This window comes from Arthrobacter sp. NPDC056691, from assembly GCF_042791415.1.
GTDB lineage: Bacteria > Actinomycetota > Actinomycetes > Actinomycetales > Micrococcaceae > Arthrobacter.
The window spans coordinates 121,479-135,525 of record NZ_JBHTXX010000001.1 but is presented as its reverse complement, the minus strand read 5'-3'; the positions used below and the strand labels follow the sequence as shown (position 1 = coordinate 135,525).

Annotated in this window: 16 protein-coding genes; 11 read left to right on the top strand and 5 right to left on the bottom strand. The window is 67.6% G+C overall.

The window, feature by feature from the left end; translation table 11 throughout:
• Window positions 1–109: 109 nt before the first annotated feature.
• Window positions 110–265 carry a hypothetical protein gene (locus ACFRAU_RS00660; RefSeq protein WP_377998368.1) on the bottom strand — a complete coding sequence of 52 codons (156 nt, stop codon included), beginning with the start codon at window positions 263–265 and terminating at the stop codon, window positions 110–112.
• A gap of 86 nt (window positions 266–351) precedes the next feature.
• Here ACFRAU_RS00660 and ACFRAU_RS00655 point away from each other — a divergent pair, with 86 nt between their 5' ends.
• Window positions 352–1,098: an HAD family hydrolase gene (locus ACFRAU_RS00655; RefSeq protein WP_377993915.1), complete on the top strand. Its 747-nt coding sequence runs from the start codon at window positions 352–354 to the stop codon at window positions 1,096–1,098.
• Window positions 1,099–1,196: 98 nt separating this feature from the next.
• A complete protein-coding gene (locus ACFRAU_RS00650) occupies window positions 1,197–3,563 on the top strand; it encodes a glycoside hydrolase family 65 protein (RefSeq protein WP_377998367.1) in 2,367 nt (788 codons plus the stop codon).
• Between the two features lie 54 nt (window positions 3,564–3,617).
• On the opposite strand, the gene ACFRAU_RS00645 is transcribed toward ACFRAU_RS00650, so the two are convergent.
• Window positions 3,618–4,958, bottom strand: coding sequence for an MFS transporter (locus ACFRAU_RS00645; RefSeq protein WP_377998365.1), 1,341 nt, complete (start codon window positions 4,956–4,958; stop codon window positions 3,618–3,620).
• A 61-nt stretch (window positions 4,959–5,019) separates the two neighbouring features.
• On the opposite strand from ACFRAU_RS00645, the gene ACFRAU_RS00640 reads away from it, so the two are divergent.
• The 3 genes from ACFRAU_RS00640 to ACFRAU_RS00630 all read left to right on the top strand — a co-directional run bounded on the left by ACFRAU_RS00640 (window position 5,020) and on the right by ACFRAU_RS00630 (window position 7,298).
• Window positions 5,020–5,610, top strand: coding sequence for a hypothetical protein (locus ACFRAU_RS00640; protein ID WP_377998363.1), 591 nt, complete (start codon window positions 5,020–5,022; stop codon window positions 5,608–5,610).
• Between the two features lie 145 nt (window positions 5,611–5,755).
• Window positions 5,756–6,565, top strand: coding sequence for a hypothetical protein (locus ACFRAU_RS00635; protein ID WP_377998574.1), 810 nt, complete (start codon window positions 5,756–5,758; stop codon window positions 6,563–6,565).
• Window positions 6,549–7,298 carry a LamB/YcsF family protein gene (locus ACFRAU_RS00630; RefSeq protein ID WP_377998362.1) on the top strand — a complete coding sequence of 250 codons (750 nt, stop codon included), beginning with the start codon at window positions 6,549–6,551 and terminating at the stop codon, window positions 7,296–7,298. Before ACFRAU_RS00635 ends, ACFRAU_RS00630 begins: the two co-directional genes overlap by 17 nt.
• Window positions 7,299–7,338: 40 nt before the next feature.
• On the opposite strand, the gene ACFRAU_RS00625 is transcribed toward ACFRAU_RS00630, so the two are convergent.
• Window positions 7,339–8,712 (bottom strand): DUF445 domain-containing protein, encoded by a 1,374-nt coding sequence (locus ACFRAU_RS00625; RefSeq protein ID WP_377998360.1) that lies wholly within the window; start codon window positions 8,710–8,712, stop codon window positions 7,339–7,341.
• A gap of 50 nt (window positions 8,713–8,762) precedes the next feature.
• On the opposite strand from ACFRAU_RS00625, the gene ACFRAU_RS00620 reads away from it, so the two are divergent.
• From ACFRAU_RS00620 to ACFRAU_RS00605, 4 genes are all read left to right on the top strand, one after another.
• Entirely contained in the window at window positions 8,763–9,692 is a 930-nt protein-coding gene (locus tag ACFRAU_RS00620) for a glycerophosphodiester phosphodiesterase (protein ID WP_377998359.1), read from the top strand.
• A gap of 12 nt (window positions 9,693–9,704) precedes the next feature.
• Window positions 9,705–10,517 carry an AzlC family ABC transporter permease gene (locus ACFRAU_RS00615; RefSeq protein ID WP_377998357.1) on the top strand — a complete coding sequence of 271 codons (813 nt, stop codon included), beginning with the start codon at window positions 9,705–9,707 and terminating at the stop codon, window positions 10,515–10,517.
• On the top strand, window positions 10,514–10,825 hold the full coding sequence (locus tag ACFRAU_RS00610) for an AzlD domain-containing protein (RefSeq protein ID WP_377998356.1): 312 nt from the start codon (window positions 10,514–10,516) through the stop codon (window positions 10,823–10,825). Before ACFRAU_RS00615 ends, ACFRAU_RS00610 begins: the two co-directional genes overlap by 4 nt.
• Before the next feature lie 134 nt (window positions 10,826–10,959).
• Window positions 10,960–11,625, top strand: a complete 666-nt coding sequence (locus ACFRAU_RS00605; protein ID WP_377993906.1) for an SIS domain-containing protein — start codon at window positions 10,960–10,962, stop codon at window positions 11,623–11,625.
• Window positions 11,626–11,714: 89 nt separating this feature from the next.
• On the opposite strand, the gene ACFRAU_RS00600 is transcribed toward ACFRAU_RS00605, so the two are convergent.
• Window positions 11,715–11,912 (bottom strand): hypothetical protein, encoded by a 198-nt coding sequence (locus tag ACFRAU_RS00600; protein ID WP_377998354.1) that lies wholly within the window; start codon window positions 11,910–11,912, stop codon window positions 11,715–11,717.
• Between the two features lie 265 nt (window positions 11,913–12,177).
• Entirely contained in the window at window positions 12,178–12,798 is a 621-nt protein-coding gene (locus tag ACFRAU_RS00595) for a TetR/AcrR family transcriptional regulator (protein ID WP_377993904.1), read from the bottom strand.
• Between the two features lie 112 nt (window positions 12,799–12,910).
• On the opposite strand from ACFRAU_RS00595, the gene ACFRAU_RS00590 reads away from it, so the two are divergent.
• Both ACFRAU_RS00590 and ACFRAU_RS00585 read left to right on the top strand, forming a co-directional pair.
• Complete coding sequence (locus ACFRAU_RS00590) at window positions 12,911–13,258, top strand: MTH1187 family thiamine-binding protein (RefSeq protein WP_377993903.1); 348 nt, start codon at window positions 12,911–12,913, stop codon at window positions 13,256–13,258.
• 43 nt (window positions 13,259–13,301) lie between these two features.
• Window positions 13,302–13,979, top strand: coding sequence for an O-methyltransferase (locus tag ACFRAU_RS00585; protein WP_377998353.1), 678 nt, complete (start codon window positions 13,302–13,304; stop codon window positions 13,977–13,979).
• The last annotated feature ends 68 nt before the right edge of the window (window positions 13,980–14,047 follow it).

The window sequence follows — 14,047 nt, the reverse complement described above, 5'->3', positions numbered from 1 at the left end:
GCAAAAAACCGTGCGCCCGCGCATTGACGCGTTCTGCCTGGCCCGCGACGCCGCGGTGCAAATGGCGGAACCCCGCAAATTCACGCGCCGGACATAGCCCGGCCGGTACCTAACCGACCTGCCGCGCACGAAGTGGGGCGCCGTCACCGGCCAGGGCAACGCCGCCCGGTCCGCAGGAAATGCCGGCCTGTCCTTCAAACTGCAGCACCACCTCCCGGAAACCATTCGGGCCCGCGGCGCCCGGAGCGGCAGGTTCTGCAGGCACACCGCACTCTTTGGTCACCGGCGACCACGTTCCTGGTAATTCCCAACCCATTGCTGTCCGAACCCCGAAAGGACACGGAACAAAGCATGACCGAAACCCTGAATACCAGCGCTGGCAGCCGGCCGAACAGCTGGACCGGCGCCGCCGCCATCCTCTTTGACCTGGACGGCGTGCTCACGCCAACGGCCGTCGTCCACGAGCGTGCCTGGCAGGAGCTGTTTGACGGCTACCTGGAAACCGTCCCCGAAAAGGACGGCTACCAGGAGAGCGACTACTTCGACCACATCGACGGCAAGCCGAGGTTCGACGGCGTCCGGGACTTCCTGACGTCCCGCGGCATCACCCTTCCGGAGGGCCCCGCCGACGACGATCCGGACAACATCACGGTCCAGGGCCTGGGCAACCGGAAGAACCGGATTTTCAACGACATTGTCAGCGCCGGCGTGGAACCGTACACGGGTTCGGTGCGTTTCCTGGAAGCCGTGCTGGACCGCGGACTGAAGGTCGCCGTCGTCTCCTCCTCACGGAACGCCCCCTCGGTGCTGCGCGCGGCAGGGCTGGCGGACCGTTTTCCGGTGGTCGTGGACGGCGTCGTGGCCGCTGAGGAAGGGTTGCCCGGCAAGCCGGACCCCGCAACCTATGAGTACGCCGCCCGGCTCCTGGAGCTGCCCAGCGAGCAGTGCGTCGTCGTCGAGGACGCAGTGTCCGGCGTGCAGGCGGGCAGCGCGGGCAGCTTCCACTCCGTCATCGGCGTGGACCGCGGGGCAGGGCGGCAGACGCTGCTCGACGCCGGCGCCACCCTCGTGGTCAGCGACCTCGAGGAACTTCTCTAGTCCCGCGGTTTCCACACAGCGGCCTGGCCGCCAACAAGGCCCCGCCAGCCCCAACAGAATTTCCAGCACCACTTTCGACCGTCTAAGGAACGCCACTCATGGCACTCATCACCGCCGACCGCGTCCGCTTCCCCAGCGATCCCTGGAAGCTCGTGGAGACGAGCCACCAACCCGGCGACGCCGGGACGCTCGAGACGCTCTTTGCCCTTGGCAACGGGCACCTCGGTGTCCGGGGTGCCCACTGGGCCTCAGCCGATGCCGAGCTTCCCGGCAGCTTTGTAAACGGCTTCCACGAGATCTGGGACATCAAGCACGCCGAAAACGCCTTTGGCTTCGCGCGCACGGGCCAGCGCATCCTCTACATTCCGGATGCCAACAACTTCACGGTCGTCATCGACGGCGAAATGCTCAGCCTCGCCGAATCCACAGTGCTGGACTACCGGCGGTCCGTGGATTTTGCCACCGGCATCTACGAGTGCAGCATCGTCTGGCAGTGCCGTTCCGGCGCCACGGTGACCACGGTGGAGCGCCGGGCGGTGGGCTTCGAAGCCCGCGGCAGCCTGGGTATCACTCTGGAGGTTTCGGCAGACCGGGCAGTCTCCGCCGACGTCACCTCATCCGTCACCAACCGGCAGGACCAGCCGGTGGAGGACCATTCCACGCACGACCCGCGCCGGGCGGGCCGGCACGCCGGCCGCGTGCTGCTGCCCCTCAGGATGGAGGGCGGTGACGGCTCGCTGCGCCTGTCGTGGGAGGCTGCCGAGTCCAAGCAGCGGGTGGGGATCGCCGTCGACCACTGGACTTCAGCCGGCCACCAGCCCTTCGACACCCTTGTCGACCAGGACGACAGCAGCGTCCGCTATGTGCTGGCGATTGCCGCCGACGAGCCGTTCCGGCTCGAAAAGAGCGTCAGCTACGCCGTGGCCCGCGGCACCCGGACGGGCCTGCCCGGCGCTGCGGACGTGGAAGCGGGGGAGGACCCTGCCGACGCCGCGGAAGCCGGGCTGAAGCCGACCGGCGACGTCTTCGCCGAAAGCGAGGCGCACTACGGGAGCTACTGGGCGTGCGCCGACATCCAGGTGGGTGGCCAGCCGGAACTGCAGCAGGCCATCCGCTGGAACCTCTTCCAGCTCGCGCAGGCCACCGCCAGGGCCGGCGTCGCCGGCATTCCGGCCAAGGGCGTCACTGGCTCGGGCTACGACGGGCACTACTTCTGGGACCAGGAGGTTTACCTCCTGCCGTACCTGACGTATACAAACCCCGACGGCGCGCGGCAGGTTTTGGAGTTCCGTCACGAGATGCTCCCGGATGCCCAAATCCGAGCCAAGGAGCTCAGCGTGGACGGCGCGCTGTTCCCCTGGCGCACCATCAATGGCCTGGAGGCCAGCGCGTACTACGCTGCCGGCACGGCGCAGTTCCACATCGCCGCCGCCGTTGCCTTCGCCACCAACAGGTACGTCTGGGCCAGCGGCGACTCGGAGTTCCGCGCCGGGATGGGCGCCGACCTGCTGATCGAAACCGCCCGCATGTGGGTTTCCCTGGGCTTCTTCGGCAAGGACGGCGCGTTCCACATCCACGGTGTGACGGGGCCGGACGAGTACACCGCCGTGGTGAACGACAACCTCTACACGAACGTCATGGCCCGGTTTAACCTGCGGGCCGCCGCCGCGCTGGACCACCCGGCAGTCGATGACGCCGAACGGGAGCTGTGGGAGGCGGCTGCGCAGCGGATCCAGCTGCCCTTCGACGAGCACTACCAGGTGTACTCGCAGGACAACGACTTCATGACCCTTGAGCCGTGGGACTGGACGACGCCGCGCTCCAAGTACCCGCTGCTGCTGAACTTCCATCCGCTGGTGATCTACCGCCACCAGGTGCTGAAGCAGGCGGACACGGTGCTGGCCATGTTCCTGCAGTGGCAGGAGTTCACCGCCGAGGAAAAGCGCAGGGCCTTCGATTTCTACGATCCCATCACCACGGGGGACTCCACGCTCTCGGCGTGCGTCCAGGGGATCATGGCCGCCGAGGTGGGTTACCGCAAGGCTGCGCTGGAACACTTCACGAATGCCGCGTTCATCGACCTGGACAATACCCACGGGAACACGATCGACGGCGTCCACATTGCGTCCACCGGCGGGGTGTGGAGCTCCCTGGTGTGCGGCTTCGCCGGACTCCGCGACCAGGGACCCGTGCCCTTCTTTGATCCCCGGCTGCCCGAAGAATGGGAGACCCTGCGCTTCCACCTGAAGCTGCAGGGCCGCCCGCTCCTGGTGGAGCTCGACCAGGGCGCCATCACGCTGACCGTCCTGGACGGCGAAGCGCTCGACATCGACGTGCGCGGGGTCCGGTTCACAGTGGCTTCCCAGCCGGTACGGGTCCCGCTGGAACCGGTGCACGTGCCCGAGCCCTCGGTGTTCCCGAGCGGGCCGCCGACGGCGAGCATCCCGGTGGTGCGCGCGCACTAGTCGAGCGCCGTCAGGTGGCGGCCTCGGCGGTGCCGCGGCTTGCCGGGGCCTCGGCTAGGTGGTGGCCTCGGCGCCGGCGGGCAGGGTGCCCTGGCGGTCGAGCGGATGGGCGATTTCGTCCACTGACATCCGGGCCGCCAGCAGGGCCACCACCGCCATGACCGGGCACACCCCGCCCGCCACCAGGAAGATGAGCCAGATCGGAAGTACGGCGGCGGCGGGACCGGCCAGCGCCATCGACACCGGCATCAGCGCCAGTGACACGAAGAAGTCCAGGCTGGAAACCCGCCCCAGCAGGTGCGGCGGCACACGCCGCTGCAGCAGTGTTCCCCAGATGACCATGCCCACACTGCCCGTGGCGCCGAATATGAAGAGCGCCAGGGCCAGCAGCCAGAAACTGTCCATGAGCCCCACCGCCGCGAGCGGCAGGGTGCCTGCTCCCCAGCACACCATCATGACGGTCAGGTAGCGGCGCGGGAGCGGGACGGACGCCGTGACCAGGGAGGCGACGGCGCTGCCCACTCCCATGACGGCCAGCAGGAAACCGAACATGCGGCTGTCGCCGCCGAGCTGGTCCCGGGTCACGAAAGGCAGGAGCACTTCGATGGGCCCGATCAGGAACAGCACCGAAATGCACGCCCACAGCAGTGTCCAGAGCAGCCACGGCGTCCGGACGGTGTAGGTGACGCCCTCGCGGAGGTCGGCGAAAAAAGACGTCTTGGCTGGTGCCGTGGGGGCACCATCCGCCGCGTCGCCAGAGCCATCCCGGCGGGCACCGTGCCCCCGCCCGCCGGGGGCCTCGAGAGCATGCTGGCCGAGGAAGTTCAGGATGATGAACGCCAGCAGGTGGCACACGGCAACGCCGGTCACGGCGTGCGACGGCGACAGCGCGGCCACGACGACGCCGGCCACGGCAGGACCGGCCGCCTGCTGAAGCGTGGGGCGCAGGGTTCCTTCCATGCCGTTGGCGGCCAGCAGGTCCTCCGGGGGCAGGATCCGCGGCAGAATCGCAGAGTACGCCGGGAAGAAGAACGCCGCCCCGACGCCAAGGACGAAGGCGCCGGCCACCAGATGCCAGAGCTGAAGCCAGCCCGCCATTGCCAGCCCGCTGACCGTTGCGATCACGGCAAGGTTGATGCCCTCGACGGCGATGATCAGCAGCCGCTGCGGAACCCGGTCCGCTGCGATGCCGCCGGCAAGGACGAAGGCCACGAGACCCACGCTGCCTGCGGCCGCCACGAGGGACAGCTCGAGCGGACCGCCGCCGATGTGGATGACCTGGTAGACCATGGCCACGGCCCACATGCCCGAACCGAAGATGGAAATGGCGAGGGCGCCGATCAGCACGCGGTATTCGCGGTGGGAAAAAGGGCGAAGGGCGCGGGGGAGGGGCACACCGCAATCTTAGGCCGAGCCTCTGCCGCGTGGAACGTGCGCGGCGGGATAGGCTCTAACCATGGGGAACACACCGGCCCGGCCGGGGCGGCGCAATGTGGCGCTGATCGGCGCAAACTTCGGCCTTGCCCTGCACCCGGTGGACCGGAACGGCGTTCATATTCCCGGCGAACCCGCCAGTTGTTTCGCCTCATTCTGGGTGGCTGACTGGTCCCGGTGGGGAACCGGAACGGTCCTCATGGTAGCCACGCTCCAGGGCTGGCGCAGTTACGGCTCCAACGAATTCTTTGCCTCCTCCCTCGCCTCGGAACTGACGCGCTTCTTTCCGGAGGCCGCGCGCTTTCCACTCGGCGCGGTCAGCCACACCCGGGACGAATTCGACGTCGAACTCGACCTTGAGCGCGGGTTCCGGGCGACCGGGCGGCGGGCTGCCCTCGAAATTTCCGGGGTGCTGGACCGGCGGCAGTTCTCCGCGCCCGACTTCCAGTTGGGTCCCGCCGGCGCCTCGATGAGCAACGTCTACCATCCGTGCAGCGGAGGCAAGCTCTCCGAGTTCGGCGTCGAGTGGCCTGGCGCCCCCACTGTCTACCCCGGTCCCCGCGGGCCGTCCTCCTCCGCCTACATGGCGGTGGCCGAGTCCTGGTCGCTGTGACCGTCCGGGCGCTGTGACTGTGTAAGTGCTGTGGCGGGCCGCCCCGCGACCCGGTGATCAGCATGCTTGGTATGTTGGGGTGTGGCCTAGTGTTAAGGCCAGACGGCGGCCTCCGGCTGCCGGTTGTTCCGAGGTAGAGGTGATGATGGCCAAGAGACGCAACCCCGCGATGAGAATCGCGCAGGAAACAGCCCACAACGCCGTGTTCGACGCCCACGGCAATCCCAAACCCGGTGTTCACAACGTGCTGCTGCGGGCCGTGGAGATCCAGCGCCCACTGGTGGTCGCGTACATCCGCCGGCTCCAGCGCCGCAACCCGCGGGCGTCCGCCGCCCAGCTCGCGGACATCCTCGAACGCGACTATCTCCGTGCCGTGACAGGCGGCGGAGCGCTGGTCGGGGCCACCGCCGTCGTTCCCGGAGTCGGCACTGTGGCGTCCCTGGGCCTCTCCGCCGCCGCTACGGTGGGCTTCCTCGAGGCGACGGCCCTCTACGCCACCTCGCTGGCCGAACTGCACGGGATCCGGATGACGGACCCGGAGAAAGCCAGCACCCTGGTGATGGCCGTGATGCTCGGCGAAGAGGGGACCGCGCTGCTTGGTTCGCTCAGCGGCCAGGCCATGGGCAAGGGCAAGGGTGCCAGCCAAGCCTGGGGAAATGTGCTGGCGGGCAAGATGTCGTCATCGGGGTTCGGGTTCATCCGCGAGCGCATCCAGAAAGCCTTCCTGCGAAACCTGCTCAGGCGGCAGGGAACCGCCCTGCTCGGACGTGCGCTGCCGTTCGGCATTGGGGCCGTGGTGGGCGGTGCCGGTAACCTCATGATGGGCCGGGCCGTCGTCGTTAACGCGAAAGAGGCCTTTGGGCCGATGCCGGACACCGTACCGGGCGAGCTCACAGCCGGGGGAGCATCGGCACCCGGCATAACGGAAGGTAATACGGGTGGATCTGAACGCTGACCTCGGGGAGTCCTTCGGCTCCTGGACCATGGGTGATGACGCGGCCATGTTTGAGCTCATCACCAGCGCCAACGTGGCCTGCGGCTTCCATGCCGGAGACCCCGTGACGATGCTGGACAGCTGCCGCGCTGCCTATGAACTGGACGTCAGGGTAGGCGCGCACGTTGGCTACCGTGACCTCGCCGGCTTCGGACGGCGCTCCCTGGACATGTCCTTCGACGAACTGTTCGGCGACGTGCTGTACCAGCTCGGGGCGCTGGACGGAGTAGCGCACGCCGTGGGTGCCTCGGTGGACTACGTCAAACCGCACGGCGCCCTCTACAACCGGACATTCCACGACGCCGGGCAGGCTTCCGCGCTCGTGGCAGCCATCCAGGCCTACGATCCCGGCATGCCTGTCCTGGGGCTTCCCGGGTCCGAGCTGCTGAAGCAGGCCAAGGACGCCGGGCACCCCGTCTTCCGTGAGGCGTTCGTGGACCGCGCCTACCTGCCGGACGGGACGCTGGTGCCGCGCTCGCAGGAGGGTGCCGTGCTGCACGACGTCGGGCCGATCGTTGAGCGGGCAGTCCGCATGGCGCTCAAGGGCGAGGTGGTTGCAGTGGACGGAACCGTTGTCAGGGTGGACCCGGATTCCCTGTGCATCCACGGCGACACCCCCGGCGCTGTGGACATGGCAGCTGCCGTCCGCGCCGGCCTTGGGGAAGCCGGGGTGGAACTGACGCCGTTCGCCTAAGCCCGCCACCGGTCCACCCGGCGGTTGGCCGGGCGGCCCGTCAGCCGAACGTCAGGTGGGCCACCGTGAAGATGGCGAGCCCGGCGAGGGACCCCACCACTGTGCCGTTGATCCGGATGAACTGCAGGTCCTTGCCCACCTGGAGCTCGATCTTCTGCGAGGTTTCCTCAGCATCCCAGCGGGCCACCGTATCCGTGATCACCGCTGCGATGTCCGACCGGTACGTGCGGACCAGGTAGCCTGCGGCGTCGCCGATCCAGGCGTTGACCTTGCCTGCCAGCTCTTCGTCGTTGACCAGCCGGGTGCCGAAATCGCGGACAGCGGCCTTGAACTTCACGGTCAGCTCGCTGTCGGGATCGTCGACGGCGGTGAGCAGTGCCCCCTTGATGGTGGCCCAGGTGCGGGACGCCAGCTCCCGGACCTCAGGATCACCGAGCACCTGGGCTTTGATGCCCTCCGCGCGGGCGATCATGGCGGGATCGTGCTGCAGGTCCTGGGCCAGGTCCGTCAGGTACTTGTCGATGGACAGCCGGACCTGGTGCTGCTGGTCGTCCTGGACCGCGCGGGTGAATTTCAGCAGCTCGATGTAGACCTTGTCGCCCACCAGGCCGTCCACGAAGCTGGGCACCCATTGCGGGGACCGCTCCGTGACGAGCCGGCTGACCGTCTGGTGGTTTGCGGCCACCCAGTCCGCTGCCCGGTCCACGAGGAGGTCCACCAGCTTGTGGTGGTGCCCGTCGGCGAAGATCCGCTCGGCCATGCGTCCCACGGGCGGTCCCCACGGGGGTGCCAGGAGGTGTTTGCGGACCATGCCCTCGATAACGGCCTGGACGTCGTCGTCGTTCAGCACCTTGAACGTGCCCCGGATGACGGCCGCGCCCTCCTTGGCCACGCGCTCGGCGCCGCCCGGGCCCGACAGCCAGCTCCCCACCTTGCCGGAGATGTTGATGCTGGCCAGCTTGTCCTGGACCACCTGTTCGGAGAGGAAGTTGGTCTCCACGAACTCGCCCAGGGACGCACCGATCTGGTCCTTGCGGCGCGGGATGATGGCGGTGTGCGGGATTTTCAGCCCCATGGGATAGCGGAACAGGGCCGTCACCGCGAACCAGTCGGCCAGCGCGCCCACCATGCCGCCTTCCGCCGCGGCCCGGACGTACTCCAGCCACGGGTACTGTTTCTGCAGCGCGAAGGCGACGACGAACACCACGGCCATGGCGATGAGCAGGCAGAGGGCCACCAGTTTCATCTTCCGGAGCGCGGCCGCCTTTTCGGCGTCGCCCGCCGTGGGCTCACGTACGACGGCGGGACGCGCCGGAGTGCGGCCCGCCCGTCCGCCGTTCCGTTCGGGGCTTTCCGGGAGTTTCCGTTCCTCCGCCGCATCTGGCTGGGTGGTTGGCTCAGAGTTCACCTGCATGTGCCAAGCCTAGTCCCGCTATGGCGGCCGCGGTCGGCTAACGTGTGACCATGACAGCCGACGAGTCAGCCCTAACCCGTCCCCTGGTCTACGCCCACCGTGGTGCCAGCGCGGATTTCGCCGAGCATACCCGTGCCGCCTACCTCCGGGCGCTCGCCGACGGCGCGGACGGCGTCGAGTGCGATGTGCACCTGACCCGAGACCAGCACGTGGTCCTGCTGCACGATTCGAACCTGGACCGGACCTCGGACGGCACGGGTCCTGTGGCCGAACGGACCGTCGACCAGCTGCGGCTGCTGGATTTTTCATCCTGGAAGGGCGTCCGGATCCCCGAGGCCTACGGGCCCAGGTCCGAACAGTTCCTGACCCTGCAAGACCTGCTGGATCTGCTCCGGGCTGCCGGGCGGGAGATCGGGCTGGCCATCGAGCTGAAGCACCCCAGCCCCTACCAGCTGAAGCTGGAGGACAGGGTGCTGGAGGTGCTGCGCGAGGAAGGCTGGGACGCCGCAACATCCAGGCTGGGCAACATCCGGGTGACCTTCATGAGCTTCAGCCCCGACTCTGTCAGGCACCTCCGCAAGGCCGTCCCGGGGGAGTTCCTCTGCCAGCTCGTGGATGACGTGAACGTCACCGGAATCCGCGAGGAACTGGGGCTGGGGCCTTTCACGGGCAGTGCTGTGGCCAACGTGATGAAGGCCGCACAGCTGGAGGGTGAGCGGATTCTCAACGACGGCGAAGTGGCAATTGCCGGGCCCGGCATCGACTACATCCGCCGGCACACCGGTACTGTGCGGCGCTGGCTGGATGACGGCCGGCGTTTCCGGGTCTGGACGGTGGACGACGAGGACGACGTGGCGCTGTGCCGGGGGCTCGGCATCCAGGAAATCACCACCAACCGGCCGGCGCAGGTCCTGGCCCAGCTCCAGCAGCCGGCCATGGCGGCAACGTCGGCCGCAGCCCGGGCCCAGCCGCCGCTGTGATTGAGTGGTGGCATGCCCATCACCTGGCCCCCGAAACTCCTGCGTTCCCCTGCGGTCCGTGTTGGCCTGTCCATCAGCGTCGCCACCGGGCTGTACGGAGTGTCCTTCGGTGCGCTGTCCGTGACCTCTGGCCTGGACTTCTGGCAGACCATGGCGCTGAGCCTGCTGCTGTTCAGCGGCGGCTCCCAGTTCGCGTTCATCGGGGTGGTTGCCGGCGGCGGCTCGGGTCTTGCCGCCATGGGGGCCGCCACCCTGCTGGGAATGCGCAACGGCATCTATGGCATGCAGCTCAACGTGCTGCTCCGGCCGAAGGGGTGGCGCCGGTACGCCGCCGCCCACGTGACCATCGACGAGTCCACGGCCACAAGTACCGGGCAGTCGGATCCTGACGAGCAGCACAGGGGCTTCTGGGCCGCGGGCATCGGGATCTTTGTACTCTGGAATCTCTTCACCGCAGTGGGTGCCCTCGCCGGAGGTGCGCTGGGGGACCCCAGGCAGTGGGGGCTCGACGGCGCAGCCGTGGCGGCCTTCCTAGGCCTGCTCTGGCCGCGGCTGAAGGGACGGGAGCCGGTGGCAATCGCCGTCGTCTGTGCCCTCGCAACGGTGCTGGCTGTGCCGTTCGTCCCGGCAGGCGTCCCCATCCTCATTGCCGCAGTGGTGGCGGCCGCCATCGGCTGGGTTAGCCACGGGCGCCAGGACGAAGGGCTTGAACCGGATATCGACCCCTACGCGGAATGGCATCCCAGCCATCATCCGCGTCCCAGTCATCAGCCAGGCCCCGGTCATCACACGGACAACGGGACCAACTCCGGAGGTGCCGAGTGAGTCTGTGGGTGTGGTTGCTGCTCGCCTGCCTCTTCGCCTATGCCTGGAAACTGGTGGGCTACCTTCTCCCGGCCAGCCTGCTGCAGAACCCCAGGATGTCCCGGATAGCCGGAACCATGACCATCGGGTTGCTGGCGTCCCTGACGGTCGTCAACTCCCTGGCCAGCGGGCAGGCGCTGGTTCTGGATGCCCGGCTTGGCGCCTTGGCTGCGGCTGCCGCGGCCCTGTTCCTTCGGGCGCCCTTCCTGGTGGTTGTGCTGGCAGGGGCGGGAGCCGCTGCCTTGCTCCGGCTGGCTGGCTGGAACTGAGCCGGTTGAACTGAGCCGGCCGGAGCTGAGCCGCTTGAAACTGAACCGGCCGGAACGGCCAGCCGGGCATCGTCGTCGTAAGAGTGATGTGGATCACGGCCGTTGTATCCTCGAATGAAGAGGAGTGGTAAAAAATGAAGGCCGTCAGCAGACTGTCCCGAACCCGCGCCACGGACGCGCCGTTCGAAATGAAAGCCCCGGTGGACATCGTCCTTGAGCACCTTCGGCAGGTAGGGCCTGCGGTAGCCGCGCTGCGGAATGAATCCTCGCGCCTGGCCGGCTGGGGCGAGGAACTGGCCCGCCGCCTGCTTTCCGGGAACCGCCTGGTCACAGCCGGAAGCGCCGGTTCGGCGGCGGAGGTGCAGCAATTTACCGCGGAGCTGTTGGGGCGCCATGCGGGTGAGCGCCAGCCGTTTTCCGTCATCGCACTGCGGCCCGGCGTGTCAGCAGGGGCTGCGCCGGTCAGCGCCATCGAAATTGCGCAGGGGCACGCGGACGAGGTTGCCAGCCAGGTGCGCGCCCATATCCGTTCCAACGACATTCTTCTGGCGGTCTCCGCCAGCGGGCACCGTCATGGCCTGCTGGAGGCAACGGCGGCAGCGCGGGCAGTCGGCGCCACCGTCTGGGCCGTGACGGGGGCAGCCCCCAACCCGCTGGCCCAGGCGGCCGATGAAGCTATCTGCATCAATTCGCCCAAGCCCCAGGTGCGGGAAGCGCAATTGATTGCGCTGCAGGCCATGAGTGAGTGCCTGGCTTCGGCCCTGCACGCCTTGGCGGCCCGGCCGGAGCCGCGCAGGTGAGGGCGATGCGCAGCTTCAGCCCGTTGGTGCAGCGTTAGCCGGTCGGTGCAGAGTTTGCCGGCACGGCTGGTGGATCCGGGCGGCTGGACCTACGCGGCGCCATAAGCGTCCGGGGAAAGGGGCGCGGTCCGCCGTGCGAGTTCTTCGGTGGCCAAGTCATACCAGTCCTGGGCGCCGAACACAGGGGCCGGCGTATCGAGGTTCCGGTAGAGCGCGTCCACGATGATGCTGAGCTCATCGGTGGAGGCCGCGGTTATTGTCGTTTCAGGATCCGTTGAATGTCTCATGAAGTGCGCTAGCTGTGAGCGGTTCATGGTGCCACGGCCGGTCTGAATTGAACACGTGCAGGGAATGACATGGTGTGCTCCGTATATGGAACTTCCCGAGGCTGACTTCCTAACCCGCCGGTGTGCCCAGCTTACTGTGCACGGGCGTTGTGCGGAATATGCGGGTCCGTCATTCCGGACCCGCCCCGCCCCGCCACTGGAACTGCCACGCCTGCTCGAACGGCGTTCGCTGCTCGAACGGCGCTCGCTGCTCGAACTGCAGGCGCTACTCGAACTGCGAGCCTGGGAGCGGCACCTGCGGAGGCAGCGGCCTGATGGGCCGTTCCGCACGGATCGCGTCCTCCACAAGGGCAGCCGGCCGGCGCCAGGCGTCGGAGCCGGGCTCCATGGTGTCCACCACGCCGATCAGCATGGCCAGCAGCCGCACCATGTCAGTCAGTGAGATGTCCACCCGCAGGGTGCCCTGGTCCTGGCCGCGGTCAAGGAGCACGCCAATAGACTCGATCAGGCTTCCGGTAATGCCGGTGAGCAAGTCCCGCCGGCCGGCAACGGCGCCGAGCAGGTTGGCATTGTCACTGGCTGCAGTCATCACTGCGTCGATAACCCGGAACAGGCCCTCGGCCGCATCGCTGCCCGCAAGGGCGACGTCGATGACCGGGTCCACATTGAGCCGGAGCTGGCGGTTGAGGGCTGCCAAAACGAGCTGTTCCTTGTCCGAGAAATTCCGGAACAGCGTCGCTGGACCCACTCCGGCCGTTGCGGCAATGGTCTGCAGCGGAACGTCCGGGCCGTACTGCCGGAAACACTCGCGGGCGGCGTTAATGATCTTGTCCACATTGCGTGCAGCGTCAGCACGGAGTGGCTTGCGCTCTACTGCGAGGTTCATGAATCCAAGGTTAGCAACGCTGTGTCAGCCTGACTCCGTTACCCGTTGGTAGCGCCGAATATGACACAGAACACGTTCCGGGCGCCACATTCGGCCGTGTCAGACTGGACCCATGTTGCTTGCATTTTCAGTCGCCCCTTCCGGTATTCCCGCTGATCCTGCCTACGCTGCGGCGGGGGCCGGGGACGCATCAGTGCATGACGCCGTGGCGGCTGCCGTCAAGATTGTCCGGGAGTCCGGGCTGCCCAACAAGACGGATTCCATGTTCACCACCATCGAAGGCGAATGGGATGAGGTGTTCGACGTGGTGAAGCGCGCCACCGAGGCCGTGGGGAAATTCGGCAGCAGGGTGTCCTTGGTGATCAAGGCCGATATCCGGCCTGGCTATTCCGGCGAGCTCACCGCGAAAGTCGAGCGCCTGGAAGGCGCCCTGGACGGTCCCCGGGCCGAAGGCGACTGACGGGAATCTGGCCCGGCCGGTTGCTTGCTGGAAGACTGTGCCCATGTTTGAGCACAAGCCGCGGCCCGAGTGGGCGGCCGTAGAAGAGTACCTGTCCGACGTCGTCGTCCACCCCGACGATGCCGTCCAGCGCGCCGTCCGGTCCGCCGAGGAAGCCGGAATGCCGCCAATCGAGGTGACCCCGAACGCCGGAAAGCTTTTGAAGCTGCTGGTGGCGGCATCCGGTGCCCGCAGGGTGCTGGAGATCGGCACGCTGGCCGGGTTCAGCACCATCTGGATGGCACAGGGAATGCCCGACGACGGCCGGCTGGTGACGTGTGAATACCTCCAGAAACACGCCGATGTGGCCCGCGCCAACGTGGACGCGGCCGGAGTGGGCCACAAGGTGGAAATCCGGACAGGCGCTGCCCTGGACACGCTCGCCGCCCTCGAAGCCGAAGGTGCCGCCCCGTTCGACTTCGTCTTCATCGATGCGGACAAGGAAAATAACCCGCAGTACCTGGAGTGGGCGGTGCGGCTGGGCAGGGCCGGAACGAGCATCGTGATGGACAACGTCGTGTGGGAGGGTGTGGCGCTGGACCCGTCCATGGATGAAGTCAACGCCCCCGGAATCATCGCTGCGTTGAAGATGATGGGTGAGGATAGCCGGCTGGACGCCACTGTCATCCAGACCGTCGGGTCCAAGGGCTGGGACGGCTTCGCGTTGGCCGTGATCCGCTAGCCATGCCATGCGGGAGCTGCGCCGTCCGTAGGCAGCCCCCAGACCTGTCCCACCCACAGCGAGGCACC

Excerpts from the sequence above, each read along its gene's own strand:
- ACFRAU_RS00655 (WP_377993915.1), top strand. The coding sequence starts at position 352 with ATGACCGAAACCCTGAATACCAGCGCTGGCAGCCGGCCGAACAGCTGG.
- ACFRAU_RS00650 (WP_377998367.1), top strand. The coding sequence starts at position 1,197 with ATGGCACTCATCACCGCCGACCGCGTCCGCTTCCCCAGCGATCCCTGG.
- ACFRAU_RS00640 (WP_377998363.1), top strand. The coding sequence starts at position 5,020 with ATGGGGAACACACCGGCCCGGCCGGGGCGGCGCAATGTGGCGCTGATC.
- ACFRAU_RS00635 (WP_377998574.1), top strand. The coding sequence starts at position 5,756 with ATGGCCAAGAGACGCAACCCCGCGATGAGAATCGCGCAGGAAACAGCC.
- ACFRAU_RS00625 (WP_377998360.1), bottom strand. The coding sequence starts at position 8,712 with ATGCAGGTGAACTCTGAGCCAACCACCCAGCCAGATGCGGCGGAGGAA.
- ACFRAU_RS00620 (WP_377998359.1), top strand. The coding sequence starts at position 8,763 with ATGACAGCCGACGAGTCAGCCCTAACCCGTCCCCTGGTCTACGCCCAC.
- ACFRAU_RS00615 (WP_377998357.1), top strand. The coding sequence starts at position 9,705 with ATGCCCATCACCTGGCCCCCGAAACTCCTGCGTTCCCCTGCGGTCCGT.
- ACFRAU_RS00605 (WP_377993906.1), top strand. The coding sequence starts at position 10,960 with ATGAAGGCCGTCAGCAGACTGTCCCGAACCCGCGCCACGGACGCGCCG.
- ACFRAU_RS00600 (WP_377998354.1), bottom strand. The coding sequence starts at position 11,912 with ATGAGACATTCAACGGATCCTGAAACGACAATAACCGCGGCCTCCACC.
- ACFRAU_RS00595 (WP_377993904.1), bottom strand. The coding sequence starts at position 12,798 with ATGAACCTCGCAGTAGAGCGCAAGCCACTCCGTGCTGACGCTGCACGC.
- ACFRAU_RS00590 (WP_377993903.1), top strand. The coding sequence starts at position 12,911 with ATGTTGCTTGCATTTTCAGTCGCCCCTTCCGGTATTCCCGCTGATCCT.
- ACFRAU_RS00585 (WP_377998353.1), top strand. The coding sequence starts at position 13,302 with ATGTTTGAGCACAAGCCGCGGCCCGAGTGGGCGGCCGTAGAAGAGTAC.